The organism is Achromobacter sp. EB05 (assembly GCF_044232075.1).
Classification (GTDB): Bacteria; Pseudomonadota; Gammaproteobacteria; order Burkholderiales; family Burkholderiaceae_B; genus Achromobacter; species Achromobacter dolens.
This window is the reverse complement of the sequence record NZ_CP155917.1, coordinates 4,254,437-4,274,448: the sequence shown is the minus strand read 5'-3', so window position 1 is coordinate 4,274,448 and position 20,012 is coordinate 4,254,437. Positions and strand designations below refer to the sequence as shown.

Sequence of the window (20,012 nt, the reverse complement as noted above, 5' to 3'; positions counted from 1 at the left end):
CAGGGCCTTCGGCGGGCGTCAATGCCGGGGAATACCCGCGCCCGGGCAGCAGATAGAATGGAGCCTGTCGCAAACACCCCCGGTTCCATGTCCATCTCGCTGTACACCCGCATCTCCGAAGAACTGGCACGACGGATCGCCGGCGGCGTGTATGCCGTGGGGGCCGTGCTGCCGTCCGAGAACGCCCTGGCCGAAGAGTTCGACGCCAGTCGTCACACCCTGCGGGCGGCGTTGCGCCAGTTGCAGGACCTGGGGTTGATCGCGCGTCGGCGCGGCAGCGGCACCGTGGTCACGGCGGCCCGGCCCAAGGCCGGTTTCAGCCAGTCGCTGCGGTCGCTGGAAGACTTGGTGCAATTGGCCGCGCGCACGCCGCGCACCATCCTGCAGGTGCAGGAGATCGTGGCCGACCTGGAACTGGCCGCGCGCCTGGGCGTCGGGCCGGGCACGCGCTGGCTGCGTTTTGTCTCGACCCGAGGCACGCCGGCGCAGCCGCCGGTGGTGTGGACCGAGCTGTATGTGGACGCCCACTACAAGGGCGTGCGCAAGCTGGCGCGCCAGCATCCCGACCGGCTGGTGTCGGAACTGATCGAGGAACACTACGGCCGCCGCATCGCCTCGGTCGAGCAGACCATCTCGGCCTGCGCCATGCCGGCGGCGGTGGCCGGCGAATTGCAGGTGGCGCCGGAGTCGCCCGGCTTGCTGATCCTGCGCCACTACAAGGACCAGGCCGGGCAGATCGTGGAAGCGTCGTGCTCGTACCATCCTGCCGGACGCTACGAGTTTTCGACGACGCTGATCCGCGAGCACTGAGCCGGTTGGTCCCCGCGCCGCCGCGCCTACACCGCGTACACCACCCGGTGCGCTTCCGTCGGCAGCGGCAGGTCCCAGCGGTGCAGCATGCCCAGCAAGGTCTTGTTCGGCAGCGACGTGTCGCGCCGGGCGTTGCGCCGCAGCAGTTCGGCGCGCGGCTGCTCCAGGTACACCAGCTCGACCTCGGCGTGGTAGGCGTACAGCAGGTCCAGCGTTTTCTTGCGCATCAACTGGCTGAGGTTGGTGGCGTTCCAGACGAACGGGCGGCGCGCGCGCAGCAAGGCCTTGGCCCGGTCGATCGCCAGGTGCGCCACCTTGCCTTCGTTCTTGCCGTGCGCCAGGCCGAGCGCCTCGCGCGCGTCGTCGAACGACACGACCGGCAGGTCGGGGTGATGCGCCGCCACCCAACTGTTCTTGCCGCTGGCTGGCAGGCCCGACATGACGATGACACGCGAGCCGGGCTCCTGGAACAGGGCGTAGTCCGGATGCACGTCGGCGCCGCGAAAGTAGCTGACGGCGGTGTGCGCGTCGGCGAAGCGCCGCGGCTGGCCGTAGCAGTCTTCCTCGCGCGCGGCCTCGCGGAACAGCGCGATGTTGTCCAGCACCTGCTGCTGGTCGCGGCAGATGCGGCCGCGCATGTCGGCCTCGGCCAGCATCGCCAGCAGCGGAATGCTCAGTTGCCACGACAGCTCGCGCACGATGAATTCCACCGATTTGCCGCGGCGCGAACCGGACAGGGCGAAGAACGGCACCTGGTGCACGGCGATCAGGCGGCAGATGGCCTCGCGCACGGCGAAGGGCACGCCGGCGTCCCACAGCGCGATGCGCGCGTCGATCGCGCCCCGGGCGGAATGGCCGGGTTGCGAAATCGCGCCGTTGGCCGGGTCGATCACCGTGGTGGCGTGCTTGGCGATGTCGTGCAGCAGCGCCGCCAGGAACACGATCTCCTGGTCGGCGCGGCTGGCGGCCTGGTAATCGGGCAGCGCCAGCAGGGCCTCGATCACCATGCGGGTGTGGGTCCAGACGTCGCCCTCGCCGTGGTAGCGCGGGTCCTGCGGCGTGGTCTTGGCCAGCTCCAGCGCCGGAAAGGCCGCCAGGCAGGCGGCGAAGTCCGGCGCCTGGCCGGCGGCGGGCGCCAGGGCCCGCAATTGTTCGTAGTTCATGATGCCTCCTTGTCGCCGCGCAGCGTGTCCCAATCGACCCGCGGACGCGGGGCGTACAGGTCGACGCCGGGCGCGAGCTGGTTGGGGACGTAGGGCTGCTCGGAATGGTGCTTGTCGGCGGCCAGGATGGCCTGGATGAAGTCGGCGCGCACCCATTTGTATCGGCCCAGCGTCCTGCCGTCGGCCTCCACCTTGATGTACAGGCCTTCCGACAGGTCCGACTTGTCGCATTGCCGCCAGGCCAGCGCCAGGTCCAGGCCCTCGCGCCGCACGGTGGCCTCGAACGCGTCGCGCCACCGCGCCGTCTTGGCCAGCGAGGGCCGCAGCAGGGCCTTCAGGTCGGCCAGGCGCGCGGGCGCCAGGCCGTCGTACAGGACAGGCACCGACAGCACCGGGCCGCCGGCCAGCAGTTCGCGCCGCGCCTCGGTGGACAGGAAGGCGCCGGTGCGGCGGTCGAGCACGTCGAACTCGAAGAAGTGGTGCGGCAGCGCGTCGTAGAACACCGAGTGCTTTTTCGATAGCGTTTCGCCGTACATCACGTAGCGGTCTTCCAGCCGTTGCAGCAGCCAGCCTGCGTGGGCCTGGGCCCAGGCCTTGATGAAGTTGAATTGGCGTTCGCGTCCGCCGCCCACCAGGTAGTGGCCGCGCGATTGCAGCAGCAGGTCGCCCGCGGGGCTGAAACTGATGCCGGTGTTGGCGCCATCGAGTTTCTCTTCCACGACCAGGCGCAGGCCGCGCAGGTCGCGGTAAGGCACGTGGTCGTGGCCGTGGTCGCCCTCCTGCAGCCGCGAGCCTTCCAGGTGCGGGGTGCGGGGATAGCGGAACAGTTCAAGGGATTGCGCGCAGGCGCGGAAATCCGGCGTCATGGGTCTTCTCCAGGAAAAGTGGGGAAGCCGACGACGCGGTCTTGCGGGGAAGGGAAGCGAGGGGGGATGTGTTGCGCGTTCCGGAACCGCGCCTGCCGCGGGTCGCGCTCAAGACCGGGAAGGTCGAGCCGCGTGAATGGACAGGCTGACCGCGATTACCGGAAGGTAGTCGTCGGCGTTTAGGCGAATTGACGAATGGCAGACACGTTGGCACCCGGAAGAAAAGGGGTTGTTGAAAAGCAAGGGCGCATCCTAAGGCAACGATGATGAGGCTGTCAACGCCGCGTCCGCCGGTTGTTGTCCGGCGGACACGCGGGGTTGCGTCCGGCACGGGGGCGCGCCGGGCGGTATCGCGGTATCACGGCGCTATCACATTCAAATCACGATAGTGATTTTGAAATTCACAGCCGCGTCACCTGCAGCACCGCGTCGGCGAAGGCCTCGGGCGCTTCCTGCGGCAGGTTGTGGCCGATGCCGCCGGTCACGTCGATGTGACGGTACTTGCCGCTGAACTGGCCGGCATAGGCGGCGGGCGCGGGGTGCGGCGCGCCGTTGGCGTCGCTTTCCAGCGTGATGGTGGGCACCGCGATCTTCGGCGCCACGGCCAGGCGCCGCTCCAGGTCGTCGTAGCGCGCCTCGCCCTGCGCCAGCCCGAGGCGCCAGCGGTAGTTGTGGATGACGATGGCGACGTGGTCGGGGTTGGCGAAGGCGCGGGCGCTGCGCGCGTAGGTGGCGTCGTCGAAGCGCCATTGCGGCGAGGCCAGTTGCCAGATCAGTTTGTTGAAGGCGTCGACGTTGGCGGCGTAGCCGGCCGCGCCGCGTTCGGTGGCGAAGTAGAACTGGTACCACCACTGGAACTCGGCCTGCGGCGGCAGCGGCTTGCGGTTGCCTTCCTGGCTGCCGATCAGGTAGCCGCTGACCGACACCAGCGCCTGGCAGCGTTCGGGCCAGAGCGCGGCCATGATGTTGGCGGTGCGCGCGCCCCAGTCGAAGCCGGCGATGACGGCCTTGCCGATCTTCAGGGCGTCCATCAGGGCGATGATGTCGACCGCCACCACCGCCTGTTCGCCGTTGCGCGCGGTATCGGCCGATAGGAAGCGGGTCGAGCCGTAGCCGCGCAGGTACGGCACGATGACGCGGTAGCCGGCGGCGGTCAGGCGCGGTGCCACGTCGATGAAGCTGTGGATGTCGTAGGGCCAGCCGTGCAGCAGGATGGCGACCGGGCCGTTGGCCGGGCCGGCGTCGACGTAGCCGATGTCCAGGTCGCCGGCGCGGATCTGGCGGATGGCGCTGAAGCTGGCCGTGCCGGTGGCGCGAGGGGCGACTGGCGCGGCGCCCTGGGCGCGCACGCTGGCGCCCAGGCCCAGGTTCAGGAGGCTGGCGCCGGCCAGGGCCGAGGTGGTGCCGAGCAGGCGGCGGCGTCGGGTGTCGATGGGGTCGGGCATGGCGGGTCTCCGGGAAAGGGAAGTGACAGGGTGTGGCGCCGTTGTAGCCAGCCTGGCGAGGCGGGGGGTGTCGCAATGTACGGCGCGGGCGGGCGGATACATTGCGACTTGAATCTCCTTGTCCGCGCCGCCGGCGTCGTGCGCGGATGACGAGCGCGCGATGCCTGTTGTGCATTCGGCGCGGACTTGGCATGATCCGCGCCATGGCAATGGACCCGACCTCCCGCATCACGCGCCCGCGCGCCCGCCGCGCGGGCCGCGCCGCCGTGCGGCTGGCCCTGGGGTTGGCCGCGCTGACGGCCGCCGCCTATGCGGCCACGGCCGTGATGGAGATCCCGCCGCCGCACACGCTGTGGCGGCTGGAGGCGTCGGCGCCGTCGCGCCGCGGCGACCTGTTGCCGGCGCGGGTCGTGCCGGCCTCGGCCACGCCGTCCGTGCTGGCGGCCAGCGCCTGGCCGCCGCCCGCCACGGTGCCGTGGAAAGGCGCCGAAATTCCGTTCGAGCGGTTCCTGCAAAGCACCGCCACCAACGCGCTGGTGGTGCTGCGCGACGGCCAATTGGAGTACGAGTGGTACCGGCCAGGCGTGCGCGCCAGCGACCCGCAGTCGTCATGGTCGATGGCCAAGTCGGTGGTGTCGCTGCTGGTGGGCCAGGCGATCGCGCGCGGCGAGCTGCGCGAGGACGATCGCCTGACCGCGCTGCTGCCCGAGCTGGCGGGCGCCGGCGATTACGACCGCGTCACGCTCGGGCATCTGCTGGACATGGCCTCGGGCATCGACGTGTCGGAGAACTACCGGGCCTACTGGCCCTTCACCGGCGCTGCGCGCATGTATCTGACGCGCGATCTGGCCGGGTTTGTGCACGACCACCGGCGCATGCATTTCACGCCGGGCAGCGCGGGCGACTACCGCAGCGTCGACACCCAGCTACTGGGCATGGCGCTGACGCGGGTGACCGGCAAGCCGCTGGCCGACCTGCTCGCCGAACGGCTGTGGGGGCCGATGGGCGCGGAGTCCGCCGCCACCTGGAACCTGGACCGGCCCGGCGGCATCGAGAAGGCGTTCTGCTGCCTGAACGCCACGGCGCGCGACTTCGCGCGGGTCGGGCAGCGCGTGCTTGAGTCCGGGCAGGGCGCAGGCCTGGTCCCGGCCGCCTGGGTGGCGCGCATCGCGCGTCCCGCCCCGCATCCGGTCGACGGCTGGGGCTACGCCGCGCAATGGTGGCAACTGGAGCCCACGGGCGGGCCGGACTTCGCGGCCGTCGGCATCCATGGCCAGTACCTGTACGTGCATCCCGGCCGCCGCGTGGTGATCGTCAAGCTCAGCGACTATGGCGAGAACCAGGACGAGCGCGAGACCTATCGGGCGCTGCGGGCGATCGCCGATCGTTGATGCGGCGCGCGGCCCTGGCTACAGCAGGCCCGAGGTCAGCGCCTTGAGCGTGGCGGCCGCGCGGGTCGAGCATTCCAGCTTGCGGAACACGCTTTCGACGTGGGTGCGCACCGTGCTGGGGCTGATGTTCAGCGCGCGCGCCGCTTCCTTGTTGCTGGCCCCCAGGCTGATCTGCCGCAGCACTTCCAGTTCGCGCTGCGACAGCGGCGAGACGGCGCGGCGCGGGGCGGCGGTTTCGCCGCCCGCCGCGGCGATGGCGGCCTCGGCCACGTCGGCATCGTAGCGGCCGGCGGCGGCCTCCTGGCGCAGTTGCCGCGCCGCGTCCGCCAGCGCAAGCGCGGGACGCCAGGGGCGGTCCTCGAGCAGCGCCTGCAAGGTCACGCAGGCGGCCAGCACGCGTTGCGGCAGGCCCAATGCCGCGCCCGCCGCGCCGCGGAAATAGCCGCTGCCATCCAGCCGTTCGTAGGCATACGAGGCCAGTTCGGCGGCCTCGCTCAGGCCCTTGATCTGGCGCGCCGCGCGCGCGGTCCAGTAGGGCATCAGGCGCACCTGCTCCCACTGGTCCGGCGACAGCTTGCCGGCGGTGTTCCACAGGCGGTTCGGCAGCGCGGCGCGGCCGATGCCGTGGACCAGCGCGGCGGCCTGCAATTGCGCCTGCGTCGCCGCGTCCAGGTCGAGCCGCGCGGCGGTGGCCACCGCCAGCCCCGCCACCCGGCGCGAATAGCCGGCCAGCCAGGGCAGCTTGAGTTCGGCCACGTCGGCCAGCAGCGTCAGCGCGGCCGGCGCGCCGGGGCGGCCGCCGGCCAGGTTCCAGTCGGCGCCGTCGGGCGGATCGGCGTCGATCCGGTCGAGCCAGGCCGGGCCGTGGCGCGCGGTCAGCGCGGCGATGTCGGCGGGATACTTGGCGCCGGCCTGCTGGCGCAGGAAGTCCAGCGCGCTGTCGCGGCTATGGGCGCGGCTGAGAATCTCCAGGTCGCTGGCGGCGTTGACGATGAACGCCAGCGGCGAGACGGCGCCGCCGTCCAGCGCCTGGGGCATGCCCTTGCCATCGTGGCGCTCGAAGGCGTGGCGCAGACCGGTCACGACCGCGTCGGGCATGCCCAGGCTGACGGCGACGTCGCCGGAGATCTCGCAATGGATCAGCGCCAGCGGCACGATCAGCGACTGCGTGCGCGCGTCCAGCGGGGGCAGGGTCTGCGCCATCATGGCCTCGCGCGAGGCGATGTCGTCGCCCAGCAGCTCGGCGAAGCCGCCGGCGTTGGCGGTGCAGCCTGACCAGCGCAGCAGCGCCACCGCGCGGGCGTGGTCCTGGCCGGCCGCATCCAGGCCGTGCGCGGCGGCCAGCAGGCCCGCCAGGCAGGCGGTGCGGCGCGAATGGTCGGTGGCGCGGCCCATGCTGAGGTCGCCGATGAAGGCCATGGCCAGCACGGCGTCGGTCAGTTCTATGGCGCTATCGGCGATCATGGGGGCAGGCGGAGCGATGAACGGGGGCGGCAGGAGAGGGCGGGAAGGCGAGAACCGGCGCATCGGTCAATCATCCGATACCGCGCGACGGGCGGGAAAACGACACTGGCGTCAAGCAAGCGCCACGTCGGCGCTGGACCCCGAAAAAGGAACCGTCATGAAGCGCCATATTATCGCAGCCTCCCTCCTGGTAGCCGGCCTGTTCGCCGCGCCCGTCTCGCAATCGTTCGCCGCCGAGCCGGCCGCCGCGCGGCCGTCCGTCGTCATTGTGCACGGCGCCTTCGCCGATGGCTCGGACTGGGCCAAGGTGGTCGCCCTGCTGCAGGCCAAGGGCGTGCAGGTGCAGGCGGTGCAGAACCCGCTGGAATCGCTGGCCGGCGACGTGGCCGCGGCCAACCGCGCCATCGACAACCAGCCCGGCAAGGTGGTGCTGGTCGGCCATTCGTGGGGCGGCACGGTGATCACCGAGGCCGGCAACCATCCCAAGGTCGCCAGCCTGGTCTACGTGGCCGCGTTCGCGCCCGACGCCGGCCAGTCGGTGGCGACGCTGACCGAGGGCACGCCCAAGGCGCCGGGTTCGGACAGCATCGGCGCCGACAGCCACGGCTGGCTGAGCCTGTCGCCCGCCGGCCTGGCGCGCGATTTCGCGCAGGATGTGCCGGCCGCGCAGGCCCGGGTGATGGCGGCCACGCAGGGCCCGATCAAGGCCAGTGCCTTTGGCGAAGCGGTGTCGACCGCCGCGTGGAAGACCAAGCCGTCGTGGTTCGTCGTCAGCAACCACGACCGCATGATCCTGCCGGCGCTGCAACACCAGATGGCCAAGCGCATCGGCGCCAAGGTCACCGACCTGCAGACCAGCCACGTGCCGCAGCAATCGCAGCCGGACGCCGTGGCGCGGGTGATCCTGGACGCGGTTGCCAGCGTGAAGTGAGGGCTGTGACCGCCCGGCGACATGACGCCGGGCGGTCATGCATGAACGCCGCGTGTCCGTCGGGACACGCGGCGTTTCAGCATCCGGACGCCAGTTGTTCGAGCGCCGCGAGCCGCAGGACGTAGAGCGTGCCAGAGCGGCTGGCGATGATGCCTTCGCGGCGCCACTTGGAGAAGATGCGGCTGAGGGTCTCTGCCCGCATGCCGAGCTTGACGGCGATCTGCGAGTGGCTGAGCGGCAGGGTCAATGGCTGGCCGGCCTGAGGCTTGCCGGCGCGCAGCACGTATTCGGCCAGGCGTTCCTGCGCCGAACTGGATGTGAGCCAGTCGATCCGGTCGGTGTGATGCCGCACCAGCGCGGCGCCGTGGGCGGCGACGCGGCAGGCGAAGCGGCCGTCGTCGCGACATAGCTGCAGGAAGGCGCCTTGATGCAGCAGGCAACCATTGCCGTCGCGGCGGGCGCGGACATGATGCAGGTGGCGCGGCGTCGGCTCGAACATGGCCAGCACCGACAGCCAGCCGCCCGGGCCGACTTCGCCAAATACCTTGTCATCGCCATCGGCGGTGTAGCGCAGGCCCTGGACCAGCCCCTCGCACACCAGCAGGCACGCGGTTGCCGGCTGGCCTTCGGAAAACAGCGTGTCACCCGCCTCGAAGCGCAGCCAATGGGCGCGCGCCGCCAGCGCGCCGAGCGCGGCGTCGGCGATGCCCTCGAACCAGGGATGGCGTCGCAATGCGGCGAGCAGAAGCGACTGAGACGAATTGACAATAGTCATTTGATCGGCGGAGGTGGCTACCTAGAATTCGAATCGAAAATGATTCCTGTTCAAGATGCCCTCCCCGTGAAAAAATACAAGGCCAGGACCGCGCCGCAACCGCGCCGTCTTATAAGTTCTCCCATTGCCTTGAGCGCCTTGTCGGCGGCGTTGTCATGGTCGTCTGGCGCGGCGGCGCAGGGCCCCGTGCGCTTCACCGACATGCTAGGCAACCCGGTCACGCAGGCCGCGCCTTCGACGCGCGCGGTCTCGCTGCCGATGCCGGGCGGCACGCTGTTGATGTCATTGGACGGCGGCTCGTCGCGCCACCTGGCGGGCATGCATCCCGACTCCTATGCGCGCATGGCCGACCCGGTGCCGTCGCGCCTGTTCCCGCACATGGAAAGCGTGCGCTCGGACATCACCCGGTCGGGCTTCGTGCCGAACGTGGAAACCCTGCTGCAGATCCGTCCCGACATGGTGTGGCAGTGGGGTCACATGGGAGACGACCTGATCGCGCCGCTGCGCAATGCCGGCCTGCCGGTGGCCGCGCTGCTCTACGGCACCGACGTGCGCACCCGCGAATGGATCCGGCTGATGGGGCATTCGCTCGGGCGGGATGCCCAAGCCGCCCGGCTGCTGGCGTGGCGCGACGAGGTGCGCGCGCAGATCCTTCGCGTCACCGGCGGCCTGCGCGCCGACGAGCGGCCGGGCGTGCTGTACCTGTCGCGCTACCGGCCGCAATTGCGCACCTCGGGCGCGGGCAGCAGTTTCGATGACGACATCCAATTGACTGGCGGGCGCAACGTGGCCGCGGCGGTGGTCGGCACCGGCCAATCGGTCGGCATCGAGCAGATCATGGCCTGGGCGCCCGATGTGATCCTGCTGAACAACTTCGAGTCGGGCCTGACGCCCGCCATGATCTATGCCGATCCGCTGTTCGCGGATATTCCGGCCGTGCGCAGCCATCGCGTCTACATGATTCCGGCCGGCGGCTATATCTGGGATCCCCCCAGCCAGGAATCGCCGTTGTACTGGCAGTGGCTGAGCCAGTTGCTGCATCCGAAGCGATTCGACTGGCCGCTGCGCGAGCGCATCGCGCAGGCGTACGCCTGGCTGTACGGCTATGACATCGACGCGGCCGATATCGACAAGGTGCTGCGCATGCGCTTGAACCACGGAGCCGCCGGCTATGACCGCCTGCGCTGAACGGAATCCCGCGCGGGGCGACGATCGGCGGCGCGCCTGGCCCTGGTGGCTGATGATCGCCGCGGCGCCGCTGTCGGCCCTGGCCGCGTTGTGCGTGGGGCGTTATGCCTTGCCGGCCTCTCATGTAGGCGCCGCGCTGGCCGGATGGGCGCTGCCCGACGGCCTGGCATCCTGGCTGCCGGCCGTCGCCGACGCCGAGCGCCGGGTGGTATTGCTGGTGCGCCTGCCGCGGGTGCTGCTGGCGCTGCTGGCCGGCTCCAGCCTGGCGCTGTGCGGCGCGGCCTTGCAGGGCGCCTTCCGCAACCCCCTGGTCGGGCCGCAGATCCTCGGCATTTCCTCGGGCGCCGCATTCGGCGGTTGCGCCGCGATCCTGCTGTTCTCGTCGCTGTGGGCGACGTTGGGGTTCGCTTTCGCGGGCGGCCTGCTGGCGGTGGCCATCGTCTACCTGCTGGGCCGCTCGCGGGGGCGCACCACCATCCTGATGCTGGTGCTGGCGGGCGTGGTCACCAGCGCGTTCTTTTCCGCGCTGATCTCGCTGGCCACCTATTTCGCCGATCCCTACGACAGCCTGCCGGCGATCGTGTTCTGGCTGATGGGCAGCTTCGCCACGGCGTCCTACGTCAAGCTGGGGGCGGCGGTGGCGCCCATCGCGGCGGGCATGGGGCTGTTGTTCGCGCTGCGGTTCCGCATCAACGTGCTGTCGCTGGGGGACGAGCAGGCCAGCGCCATGGGGCTGGCGGTCGAGCCGCTGCGCTGGATGCTGCTGGGCTGCGCCACGCTGGTGGTGTCGGCCAGCGTGGCGGTGTCGGGCACGGTGGGCTGGGTCGGGCTGGTGGTGCCGCACATCGCGCGCATGCTGGTCGGCCCCGATCACCGCGTGCTGCTGCCCGCCAGCGCCTTGCTTGGCGGCACCTACATGGTGTGGGTCGATACCGTGGCCCGCAGCGCCACCAGCGCCGAGATTCCGCTGGGCGTGATCACCGCGCTGGTCGGCGCGCCGCTGTTCGCATGGCTGTTGCGCCGCACGCAGGGCAGGGAGGCGGGCCATGCTTGAAGTGGATCGCCTTGCCGTGCAGGCCGGCGGCCGCGTGCTGCTGTCCAACCTGACGCTGCGCGTGCCGGCCGGCGGCGTGCTGGCCGTGCTGGGGCCGAACGGCCGGGGCAAGACCACCTTGCTCAAGACGCTGCTGGGGGTGCAGCCGCCGGCCGCTGGCGCGGTGCGCCTGCGCGGCCACGCCGCCTATGTGCCGCAGCGCACCGATTCGCTGTTCGCCTACGACGTGCTGGCCATGGTGACCATGGGCCGCGTGCGGCACCTGCGCTGGTGGGCCTCGCCCGGCCCGGGCGACCGCGAGATCGCCCGCGAGTGCCTGCGCGCCGTGCGGCTGGAGCATCTGGCGGCGCGGCCGTTCCACGCGCTCAGCGGCGGCGAACAGCAGTTGGCCTGCATCGCGCGGGCCATGGCCAGCGCCAGCCCCATCATCGTCCTGGACGAGCCCAGCGCGGCGCTCGATCTGCGCAACCAGGACGTGATCCTGACGCTGCTGCGGCGGCTGGCGGGCGAGGGCATGACGGTGGTGTTCTCGACCCACCAGCCGCAGCACGCGCAGCACATCGCCGACCAGACCCTGTTGATGCATCCCGACGCCTGCGAGGCCGGGCCCACCGGACAGATGTGCACCGACGAACGCCTGAGCCGGCTGTACGGCTTGCCGGTGCGGGTGACCACCGTCACCGCCGACCGCCGCGAGGTGCCGGGCGTGATTCCTCTTTTCCATTGAATCCGATGAACACCATCGTCTATTTGAATCACTGGACCGGCGACGGTCCCGCCGCGTTGACCGGCGGCGATGCACCCGCGGCCATCGCCGAACCCCTGTATGGCCTGCACCGTCTGGAACTGGCGACGGTACGCGCTCTGCTGGTGCCGGCCAATACCGACCAGCGCTATCTGCTGTCGCAGCAGGCTCGGCTGGAGGCCTGGCTGCTGGCGGGCGGCACGATGGTGTTCAACGGCCACGTGGCCTATCCCTTCCTGCGCTGGCTGGCGCCGTTCGCGCCCGGCCCGGCGCGCGGCATCGAGGGACTGCGGCTGCACCGCGCCCAGGCGCATCCCGTGTTCGATGGCGTCGATCCGGAACACCTGACCTTCCGCCGCGGCGTGGCCGGCTTCTACGCGCGCGGCGGCAACCCGCCGCCGGCCGGCGCCAGCGTGCTGCATACGCTGGGGCCGGACGCGGTGCCGGTGGACTGGGTGCTCTCCTTGCCCGGCGGCGGCCGCCTGTTCACGCATTCCGGCAACGACATGTGGATGTATGCGGGCAGCGCGGACAGCACCCGCCGCATCGTGCCGCAACTGATCGACTGGCTGCGCGGGGAGGCGGCATGATCCACGACGCCCATTCCGTTTCGAACCGGCGCGCGCCGGTGATCGCCGCGCTGGACGCCGGCACCTACTACCACCATCGCACCTTCCACACGCCGGAACTGGCGGCGTACATCGACCGGGTGATCTACCTGCCGGAACTGGATGACGCCGCCCTGGAGGGCTGCGACGCCTTGATCGTGTCGTGCCGCATCAATCCCGAGCTGCTGGTTGCGCAGCGGGCGCGCTTGGCCCGCTTCCTGGCCGCCGGCAAGACGCTGGTGGCGATGGGCGAGACCGGCTCGCACCGCTGGCTGGATGGCGTGTGCTGGACCGATTGCGAAGTGAATTTCTGGTGGTGGAAGACGCCGGGGGCCGATCCCGGCCTGCGGCTGGCGGCGCCCGACCATTCGCTGTTCCGGTATCTGACGCTGGCCGATGTCACCTGGCACCAGCATGGCACCTATGCGCCGCCGCCGGGCGCGGTCTCGCTGGTCGACAAGGTCGGCGCCGGATCGGTGCTGTACGAGGACCGCTGCAGCACGGCGGGCCGGCTGATCGTCACCTCGCTCGATCCGATGTACCACCACGGCAGTTATTTCATGCCGGCCACCAGCCGCTTCCTGCGCGGTTTCCTGCCGTGGCTGAAAGATTCCACGCCCGCCGCCTGAGGCGGCTTCCTTCCGGCCTCCGGGCTATTGCGCTTTTTTCGTATGACTCATTCCTTCCCGTCCTCGCCCTTCGTCCGCGCCATCCTGCTGGCCGCCGCCAGCCTCGGCGCGCCCGCCATGGCCGCCGAGACCGCCGCGCAGCTTCCCGCCATTCGCGTCACGGCCGAAGACGCCGCCGTCGACGACGGCCGCCTGCGTGCCATTGGCGCCGCGCCGCCGCCGGCGACGCTCGACCATACGGTCACGCAATCGGTGTCGGTGGTGGATCGCCAGGACCTCGACCGGCTCAGCGCCATCAGCACGCTCGAACTGTTGGGCAGAATTCCGAACGCCACCATCAATCTGGGCGGCGGCATTGGCGGCACCTTGTTCCTGCGCGGCATGGACACGCTCGATATGCGGGTACCCGTGTTCATTGACGGCGATCGCTTTCGCGGCCGCAACAAATTGCAGTTCATGCTCATCAGCCCCACCGAGCTGGAAGCGGTCGAGGTGGTGCGGGGACCCGATTCGGCGCGCTTTGGCAGCGATGGGCTGGGGGGCTTGATCAACTTCGTCACCAAGCGCGCCCATGGCAACCTGGATCACGGGTTCACCGTGAATGGCGGCGAGGTGTCGACCACCTGGCAGAGCAATGGCAATGGCAGGCAGGCCAACGCGGCGCTGGAGGCGGCCGGCGATGGCTTCGACCTGCGCGTCTATGCCACCGGACGGCGCGCCGGCAACTTCCGCAGCGCCGAGGGCGCAGTGCCGAACAGTGATTTCCGCAGCGCGGGCGGCGGCATCGTGCTGGGCTACATGCCGGACGCGCGCCAACGTATCGAGATCAGCGGCCGCATGGCGCACGTCAACGAAGGCTGGGCGGGCACCGTGCCGCCCTATCCGCTGGCCAGAACGCGCAGCAATCCCCTGAACGTCAAGCAGGGAAGGCTGGCCTATCGGGGCGAGTTCGACGGCGCGATCAGCGAATTGCGCGCCAGCGTCTACGTCAACGAATTCGACACCACGCTGGTGGTGCACAACCAGGCCAACCCGGATCGCGTGCTGGACGTGCAGCGCCACGTGCCGGGGCCGCTGGCGTATGGGGGCAGCCTGGCGGCAACCCTTCCGTGGGCCAGTGTCGCCACCACGGTCGGCATGGATTTCATGCATGAAAACTGGCCCGGCCAGGAACGGCGCACACAGGTGACGCTGCGCCAACCGGACGGCGCCACCCGCATCGCTCGCGGCGACTGGGTGCCCAGCGGACCGTCCCGCTACCAGACCAATATCGGCGCCTTCCTGAGCAATGAGTGGACGATTTCGCCAAAGTGGACGCTGACCGCCGGCGGCCGCCTGGATTGGTACCGTTCCGATGTCGACCTTGACCCCTTGCCGTCGCCCGATCTGCTGCCGGCCTTCCGCGCCGCGCAGAACAACCAGCAGACCGCCACCACGGGCAGCCTGGGACTGTCGTACCGCGCCACCCAGGTGATCGAACTGCTGGGCAGCGTCGGCAATTCGTTCCGCATGCCGTGGATCTTCGACATGTTCGACGCCGGCTTCACCGGCGCCAGCTATTCCTTCCCCAACCCCCAGCTCAAACCCGAGCGCGGCACCAACGTCGATGTGGGCACCCGCCTGCATTTCGAGGATGCCAGCGTTGGCCTGACCGCGTTCCGCAGCGATTTCCGCGACTTCATCGAGAACGTCAACACCCAGTACAACGGCCTGCCCGCCACACAAAAGGCGAATGTGGGCAAGGTCCGGGTGCAGGGGGTGGAAAGCGACTGGCGCTGGCAGGTGACGCGCGCGCTCAACCTGTATGGCAGCGCCGGCTACCTGCATGCCACCAACCGCATCACCCACCGGCCGCTGCCCTCCATCGCCACGCTCAGCGGCCTGATGGGGGTGCAGTACGTCGGGCCGGATGACGCCTATGCCTTCGGCGCCGAATTGCAGTGGGCCAAGGGGCAGGGCCGTTATGACGACCGCAAGGAATACCCGGCGGCCGGCTTTGGCGTGGTCAACCTGTCCGCGCAATTGCAGTTGGACCGGCTGGGCTTGCCGAAGGTGGGCAATACCCAGGCGGTGTTCAGCATCAACAACCTGTTCGACCGCGCGTATCGCACCGCCGCCACGGCGTCGAATGTCAATTACCCCATGACGGGCCTGAACCCGTTGCTGCAGCCGGGGCGCAGCGTCAATGTGACGTTGCGGACACGGTTCTGAGCCTGTCGCGCGGGGCCCTGTTACCCCGCGCGCCGGCTTTCATCGCCGCCGCGCAAGGCGGCGTTTCTCCGGCCTTCGGGCTTTGCCTTTGCGTTCCCGTATGACTCATCCCTTTCCGCATTTGCCCCTGGTCCGCGCTTTCCTGCTCGCGGCCACCACCCTTGGCGTGCCCGCCGTGGCCGCAGAACCCGCGCAACTGCCGGCCATCCGCGTCACGGCCGGCGACGGCGCGGACGACGGCCGCCTGCACGCCATCGGCGCCGCCCCGCCGCCGGCGACGCTGGACCATGCGGTGACGCAATCGGTGTCGGTGGTCGATCGCCAGGACATCGACCGGCTCAGCCCCATCAGCACCCTGGAGCTATTGAGCCGGATTCCGAACGCCACCATCAACCACACGGGCGGCATTGCCGGCACGGTATTCCTGCGCGGCATGAACACCAATGACATGCGGGTGCCTGTCTTCATCGACGGCAATCGCTTCCGCGGCCGCAATACCCTGCAATTCATGCTGATCAGCCCGACCGAGCTGGAGCAGGTCGAGGTGGTGCGGGGGCCGGATTCGGCGCGCTTCGGCAGCGATGGGCTGGGCGGCCTGATCAACTTCGTCACCCGGCGCGCCCACGGCAATCTGGATCATGCATTCCAGTTCAATGGCGGCGAGGTGTCGGCGTCGTGGCGCAGCAACGCCAACGCGCTGCAGGCCAACGCCGCGCTCGAAGCCGCCGGCGACGGCTTCGACCTGCGCGTGTATGCCACCGGCCGGCGCGCCAGCAATTTCCGCAGCGCCACCGAAGAGGTGCCCAACAGCGGTTTTCGCGGCGCGGGCGGCGGCATCGTGCTGGGCTACATGCCCGACGCGCGCCAACGCATCGAGATCAGTGGCCGCATGGCGCACGTGAACGACGATGCCGCGGGCGCGGTGCCGCCGTATCCGCTGGCCAGCAGCCATCGAGATCCGCTGGCCGTCAAGCAGGGCAAGCTCGGCTATGCCGGTGAATTCGACGGCCTGGTCAGCGATTTGCGGGCCAGCCTGTACGTCAACGAATTCGATACCACCCTGGCCGCGCACAACGAGGTAAACCCGGCCCGGGTGGTCGACGTGCGCCGCCATGTGATCGGGCCGCTGGTCTATGGCGGCAACCTCGCCGCGACCCTTCCGTGGGCCAGCGTCGCCACCACGGTCGGCATGGATTTCATGCACGAAACCTGGCCGGGCCAGAAACTGCGCACCCGGACGACGGTGCGCCAGCCCGATGGCGCCACCACCCGGAACCGTGGCGACTGGATCCGCGGCGGACCGACCCGTTACCAGACCAACATCGGCCTGTTCCTGAGCAACGAATGGAACCCCGCGCCCAAATGGACGGTGAGCGCGGGCGGCCGCTACGACTGGTACCGTTCCGACGTTGGCCTCAGTCCGCTGCCGTCGCCCGATCTGCTGCCGGCCTTCCGCGCCGCCCGGAACAACCAGCAGACCGCCATCACCGGCAGCCTGGGGTTGTCGTACCGCGCCACCGAGGTGGTGGAACTGCTGGGCAGCGTGGGCAATTCGTTCCGCATGCCGTGGATCTTCGACATGTTCGACGCCGGCTTCACCGGAACCGGCTACACCTTTCCGAATCCCCGGCTCAAGCCCGAGCGCGGCACCAATGTGGATGTCGGCACCCGTCTGCATTTCGCCGACGCCACGGTCGGCCTGACGGCATTCCGCAGCGACTTTCGCGATTTCATCGAGAGCGTCGACACGATGTATCTGGGGCTGCCGGCGACGCAGCGCGCGAACGTGGGCAAGGCGCGCGTGCAGGGATTTGAAAGCGACTGGCGCTGGCAAGTGACGCGCGCGCTCAACCTGTATGGCAGCGCCAGCTATCTGCACGCCACCGACCTGGTCACCCATCGGCCGCTGCCTTCCATCGCCGCGCTCAGCGGCCTGATGGGCGTGCAGTATGTGGGGCCGAACGAGGCCTACGCCCTGAGCGGGGAACTGCAGTGGGCCAAGGGGCAGAACCGCTACGACGACCGCAAGGAATATCCCGCCGCGGGCTTTGGCGTGGTCAACCTGTACGCGCAGCTTCAGTTGGATAAGCTCGGGTTGCCGCGGGCCGGCAATACCCAGGCCGTGCTGGGCATCAGCAATCTGTTCAACCGCGCCTACCGTAGCGCGGCCACGGCCTCGAACGTGAATTACGCCATGACGGACCAGAATCCATTGCTGCAGCCGGGGCGCAGTTTCAACCTGACGCTGCGGACGCGGTTTTGATGTGGGTGCGTGAGCCGCGGCGCGGACCGTTCCGGGAAGTCGAATCGGGCCGCCGCCCATAGGCAAGGGGCCAGCGTCAGACCGAGTCGCCATCGGATTGTGGGAGTACGATCTCGATCCTGCTTTTCGTGCCAAGGGGCGTATCACGCGCACCGCGGCTTTCCGCCTACCCATGCGATGCAGAGAAACATGAGCACGGTTAGAAAAAAAGACGATTTTGACTGGACCCAGCCTTCTGTCCGGAAACTGTTTGAATTCCTTGAGGAACATAAGAAGTGGAATCGAGAGTTCCAGGAGCGTGAGTATGCGCGTTGCCTTGCGGGTTGCCATTCCGCTCATGATAGGCTGACCCGTTTTCTGCATTTGAATGTCAGCACGCAGTCCAGCGCGGACATGAACGATCTGCGGGGATTCTGGGAAACGCTGCACCGGGCGACTCCGGAACAGACCGCGTCGTTGAAGGCGTTCACCGCGTATCTGATGGGCCCAGGCAAAGGGCATGCCAAGAAGGGCAAGGCCCCTTTCACGGCCCGGGAAGCCGAGACGGACGATTGGGCGGCGCTTTTCCTCGCCCTGCATGCCCGCCCGGGGTGGGGCATCAAGACGACGGCGCTCTTCGTCAAGGCAGCGATCAGGCTACACGAGGGGCCGCAAGCGCTTTATTTTTGGCCCGACGCCAGCCGGGGACCTGAAAGCGCCCTGCAAAGCAAGCCTTATCTGCCTGTCGACCGCGTCATCCTGCACATATTCGAGACGCTGGGGCATCCCTGTCCGCGAGTCGAGAATATCAACAATGGCCTGAGAAACTGCTACAGGGCTGATGAGATGCTGACCTGGGACGACCTTTGGTTCTGGGGGTTTTTCACTCAGACTGGCACGGACAAAAAGCGAACGCTCGGTTGGAACTCGGGAAAATTCTGGAGCCAATTGTCGTCTTCCAAGGACGACGAAGCGCAATTGAAGGCGCTCGGCGAAACGTTTATCGGCTTGCTTACCGCTAGGTCATAGGGGGAGCGGCGCAGCACTGTGGATATCGTCCATAGCGCTGCGCCGCCGCCGCTACAGCGCGCGGCTATGCTGACCGGAGCCCAGCGCGCCGCCGCGCTGGCGGGCCGCCTCCCGCTCCGGCGTGGGCAGGTAGATCGCGCACAGCAGGTTGGCGCCGGCAATGATGGCGAACATCAGCGCCATCGGCTGCCAGGTCAGGCCGAAGGTGTGCGCCACCCACAGGCCTACCAGCGGCGTGGTGCCGCCGAAGATCGCGCCGCACAGCTGGAAGCTGAGCGAGATGCCGGTGTAGCGCATCTCCACCGGGAAGGCCAGCGGCAGGTAGGGCGCCAGCACCGCGTAGTAGGCGCCGATCAGGAAGATGGCGGTGAGGATGCCGATGGCGATGTTCTGGATGTCGCCGGTCAGGATCAGCATCATCATCGGCACGGCCCACAGCGTCGACAGCGCGGTGACCCAGATCAGGAAGCGGCGCTCGCCGACGCGGGTGGCGATGTACGAGGCGATCGGGAAGCTGATCAGCTCGACCACGCCGGCCCAGGTCACCACGTCCAGGATCTGGCTGCGCGTGATCTTCAGGTAGGTGGTGGTGTAGGTGATCATCAGGGTGGTGACGAAGTAGAACCCCGAGATGCCCAGCAGGCACAGGCCGATGCCCAGCAGCAGCGCGCGCTTGCGTTCGCGCAGCACCATGCTGATGGGAGCGGTGCTTTCCTTTTTCTTTTCCTTCAGGCGCGCTTCCAGTTCGGGACTTTCGTTGACGCCGCGGCGGATGACGAAGGCCACCAGCACCAGCACGCCGCTGATGATGAAGGGCAGGCGCCAGCCCCACGACAGGAAGTCCTCTTTGGGCAGGTCGGACACCAGGCGGAACACGCCGGTGGCCAGGATCAGGCCGATGGGGCTGCCGTACTGCGGCGCCGAGGCCAGGAAGGTGCGCCACTTGGGCGGCGCGTGTTCGGCCGCGATCAGCACCGCGCCGCCCCATTCGCCGCCCACCGCGATGCCCTGCACCAGCCGCAGCGCGACCAGCAGCACCACGGCGGCCAGGCCGATCGAATGGTATGACGGCAGCAGGCCGATCAGCGTGGTGGCCACGCCCATCAGCAGCAGTGTGATGACCAGGCTCTGCTTGCGGCCGACGCGGTCGCCGAGATGGCCGAACAGCACCGCGCCCACCGGCCGCGCGAAAAAGCCGATGGCGAAGGTGCCGAGCGAGGCCAGCGTGCCCATGAAGGGATCGTTGGTGGCGAAGAACACGTCGCCGAACACCAGGGCGGCCGCCGTGGCATAACAGTAGAAGTCGTACCACTCGATCATGGTGCCGAAGAAAGCGGCGGCCGCCGCCCTGACCGGCTGTCTGCGGCCATTCTGGTCTTGCATGGAATTCCCCTTGTTTGTCGCGGCTTTCCACGGTGGCGCCGCATTGGATACGGCGTTGACGATAGCAACTACTGGCTA

At 69.0% G+C, this 20,012-nt stretch carries 17 protein-coding genes; 11 read left to right on the top strand and 6 right to left on the bottom strand.

What is annotated here, in order from left to right:
• Positions 1-57 precede the first annotated feature (57 nt).
• A complete protein-coding gene (locus tag AAID08_RS19370; protein WP_240317294.1) occupies positions 58-810 on the top strand; it encodes a GntR family transcriptional regulator in 753 nt (250 codons plus the stop codon).
• A gap of 26 nt (positions 811-836) precedes the next feature.
• Here the strand turns inward: AAID08_RS19370 and AAID08_RS19365 are convergent, their stop codons facing one another.
• The 3 genes from AAID08_RS19365 to AAID08_RS19355 all read right to left on the bottom strand — a co-directional run bounded on the left by AAID08_RS19365 (position 837) and on the right by AAID08_RS19355 (position 4,284).
• Positions 837-1,973 (bottom strand): AAA family ATPase, encoded by a 1,137-nt coding sequence (locus AAID08_RS19365; protein WP_395756802.1) that lies wholly within the window; start codon positions 1,971-1,973, stop codon positions 837-839.
• Positions 1,970-2,839 (bottom strand): RNA ligase family protein, encoded by an 870-nt coding sequence (locus AAID08_RS19360; protein ID WP_372413721.1) that lies wholly within the window; start codon positions 2,837-2,839, stop codon positions 1,970-1,972. Before AAID08_RS19360 ends, AAID08_RS19365 begins: the two co-directional genes overlap by 4 nt.
• A gap of 401 nt (positions 2,840-3,240) precedes the next feature.
• Positions 3,241-4,284, bottom strand: a complete 1,044-nt coding sequence (locus AAID08_RS19355; RefSeq protein ID WP_064524326.1) for an alpha/beta hydrolase — start codon at positions 4,282-4,284, stop codon at positions 3,241-3,243.
• A gap of 191 nt (positions 4,285-4,475) precedes the next feature.
• Here AAID08_RS19355 and AAID08_RS19350 point away from each other — a divergent pair, with 191 nt between their 5' ends.
• The gene (locus tag AAID08_RS19350) at positions 4,476-5,675 is read left to right on the top strand and encodes a serine hydrolase (protein ID WP_081273434.1); all 1,200 of its coding nucleotides are present in this window, start codon (positions 4,476-4,478) and stop codon (positions 5,673-5,675) included.
• Positions 5,676-5,693: 18 nt separating this feature from the next.
• Here the strand turns inward: AAID08_RS19350 and AAID08_RS19345 are convergent, their stop codons facing one another.
• Entirely contained in the window at positions 5,694-7,139 is a 1,446-nt protein-coding gene (locus AAID08_RS19345; protein ID WP_395756801.1) for an HD domain-containing phosphohydrolase, read from the bottom strand.
• Between the two features lie 157 nt (positions 7,140-7,296).
• On the opposite strand from AAID08_RS19345, the gene AAID08_RS19340 reads away from it, so the two are divergent.
• Positions 7,297-8,070, top strand: a complete 774-nt coding sequence (locus tag AAID08_RS19340; protein ID WP_054417340.1) for an alpha/beta fold hydrolase — start codon at positions 7,297-7,299, stop codon at positions 8,068-8,070.
• Between the two features lie 76 nt (positions 8,071-8,146).
• Here AAID08_RS19340 and AAID08_RS19335 read toward each other — a convergent pair whose 3' ends face one another.
• Positions 8,147-8,845 (bottom strand): Crp/Fnr family transcriptional regulator, encoded by a 699-nt coding sequence (locus AAID08_RS19335; RefSeq protein ID WP_006385262.1) that lies wholly within the window; start codon positions 8,843-8,845, stop codon positions 8,147-8,149.
• Positions 8,846-9,031: 186 nt separating this feature from the next.
• Here AAID08_RS19335 and AAID08_RS19330 point away from each other — a divergent pair, with 186 nt between their 5' ends.
• From AAID08_RS19330 to AAID08_RS19295, 8 genes are all read left to right on the top strand, one after another.
• Complete coding sequence (locus tag AAID08_RS19330) at positions 9,032-10,033, top strand: ABC transporter substrate-binding protein (protein WP_054503290.1); 1,002 nt, start codon at positions 9,032-9,034, stop codon at positions 10,031-10,033.
• Entirely contained in the window at positions 10,017-11,087 is a 1,071-nt protein-coding gene (locus AAID08_RS19325; RefSeq protein WP_230846638.1) for an iron ABC transporter permease, read from the top strand. The genes AAID08_RS19330 and AAID08_RS19325 overlap by 17 nt, the downstream gene beginning before the upstream one ends.
• Positions 11,080-11,814: an ABC transporter ATP-binding protein gene (locus tag AAID08_RS19320; protein ID WP_054516175.1), complete on the top strand. Its 735-nt coding sequence runs from the start codon at positions 11,080-11,082 to the stop codon at positions 11,812-11,814. Before AAID08_RS19325 ends, AAID08_RS19320 begins: the two co-directional genes overlap by 8 nt.
• Before the next feature lie 5 nt (positions 11,815-11,819).
• A complete protein-coding gene (locus tag AAID08_RS19315) occupies positions 11,820-12,422 on the top strand; it encodes a hypothetical protein (RefSeq protein ID WP_395756800.1) in 603 nt (200 codons plus the stop codon).
• A complete protein-coding gene (locus tag AAID08_RS19310; protein ID WP_054443879.1) occupies positions 12,419-13,069 on the top strand; it encodes a hypothetical protein in 651 nt (216 codons plus the stop codon). The genes AAID08_RS19315 and AAID08_RS19310 overlap by 4 nt, the downstream gene beginning before the upstream one ends.
• Before the next feature lie 42 nt (positions 13,070-13,111).
• Entirely contained in the window at positions 13,112-15,280 is a 2,169-nt protein-coding gene (locus AAID08_RS19305; RefSeq protein ID WP_395756799.1) for a TonB-dependent receptor, read from the top strand.
• A gap of 100 nt (positions 15,281-15,380) precedes the next feature.
• Positions 15,381-17,543 carry a TonB-dependent receptor gene (locus AAID08_RS19300; RefSeq protein WP_395756798.1) on the top strand — a complete coding sequence of 721 codons (2,163 nt, stop codon included), beginning with the start codon at positions 15,381-15,383 and terminating at the stop codon, positions 17,541-17,543.
• Positions 17,544-17,732: 189 nt separating this feature from the next.
• Positions 17,733-18,551 (top strand): hypothetical protein, encoded by an 819-nt coding sequence (locus AAID08_RS19295; RefSeq protein WP_155755502.1) that lies wholly within the window; start codon positions 17,733-17,735, stop codon positions 18,549-18,551.
• Positions 18,552-18,602: 51 nt separating this feature from the next.
• Here AAID08_RS19295 and AAID08_RS19290 read toward each other — a convergent pair whose 3' ends face one another.
• Positions 18,603-19,934 (bottom strand): MFS transporter, encoded by a 1,332-nt coding sequence (locus tag AAID08_RS19290; protein WP_064524340.1) that lies wholly within the window; start codon positions 19,932-19,934, stop codon positions 18,603-18,605.
• Positions 19,935-20,012: the final 78 nt, after the last annotated feature.

Bases quoted from the DNA above. Each gene is read 5' to 3' on its own strand.
- AAID08_RS19310 (WP_054443879.1), top strand. From the start codon at position 12,419: ATGATCCACGACGCCCATTCCGTTTCGAACCGGCGCGCGCCGGTGATC.
- AAID08_RS19320 (WP_054516175.1), top strand. From the start codon at position 11,080: ATGCTTGAAGTGGATCGCCTTGCCGTGCAGGCCGGCGGCCGCGTGCTG.
- AAID08_RS19335 (WP_006385262.1), bottom strand. From the start codon at position 8,845: ATGACTATTGTCAATTCGTCTCAGTCGCTTCTGCTCGCCGCATTGCGA.
- AAID08_RS19315 (WP_395756800.1), top strand. From the start codon at position 11,820: ATGAACACCATCGTCTATTTGAATCACTGGACCGGCGACGGTCCCGCC.
- AAID08_RS19305 (WP_395756799.1), top strand. From the start codon at position 13,112: ATGACTCATTCCTTCCCGTCCTCGCCCTTCGTCCGCGCCATCCTGCTG.
- AAID08_RS19355 (WP_064524326.1), bottom strand. From the start codon at position 4,284: ATGCCCGACCCCATCGACACCCGACGCCGCCGCCTGCTCGGCACCACC.
- AAID08_RS19360 (WP_372413721.1), bottom strand. From the start codon at position 2,839: ATGACGCCGGATTTCCGCGCCTGCGCGCAATCCCTTGAACTGTTCCGC.
- AAID08_RS19295 (WP_155755502.1), top strand. From the start codon at position 17,733: ATGAGCACGGTTAGAAAAAAAGACGATTTTGACTGGACCCAGCCTTCT.
- AAID08_RS19325 (WP_230846638.1), top strand. From the start codon at position 10,017: ATGACCGCCTGCGCTGAACGGAATCCCGCGCGGGGCGACGATCGGCGG.
- AAID08_RS19365 (WP_395756802.1), bottom strand. From the start codon at position 1,973: ATGAACTACGAACAATTGCGGGCCCTGGCGCCCGCCGCCGGCCAGGCG.
- AAID08_RS19300 (WP_395756798.1), top strand. From the start codon at position 15,381: ATGACTCATCCCTTTCCGCATTTGCCCCTGGTCCGCGCTTTCCTGCTC.
- AAID08_RS19350 (WP_081273434.1), top strand. From the start codon at position 4,476: ATGATCCGCGCCATGGCAATGGACCCGACCTCCCGCATCACGCGCCCG.
- AAID08_RS19345 (WP_395756801.1), bottom strand. From the start codon at position 7,139: ATGATCGCCGATAGCGCCATAGAACTGACCGACGCCGTGCTGGCCATG.
- AAID08_RS19290 (WP_064524340.1), bottom strand. From the start codon at position 19,934: ATGCAAGACCAGAATGGCCGCAGACAGCCGGTCAGGGCGGCGGCCGCC.
- AAID08_RS19370 (WP_240317294.1), top strand. From the start codon at position 58: ATGGAGCCTGTCGCAAACACCCCCGGTTCCATGTCCATCTCGCTGTAC.
- AAID08_RS19340 (WP_054417340.1), top strand. From the start codon at position 7,297: ATGAAGCGCCATATTATCGCAGCCTCCCTCCTGGTAGCCGGCCTGTTC.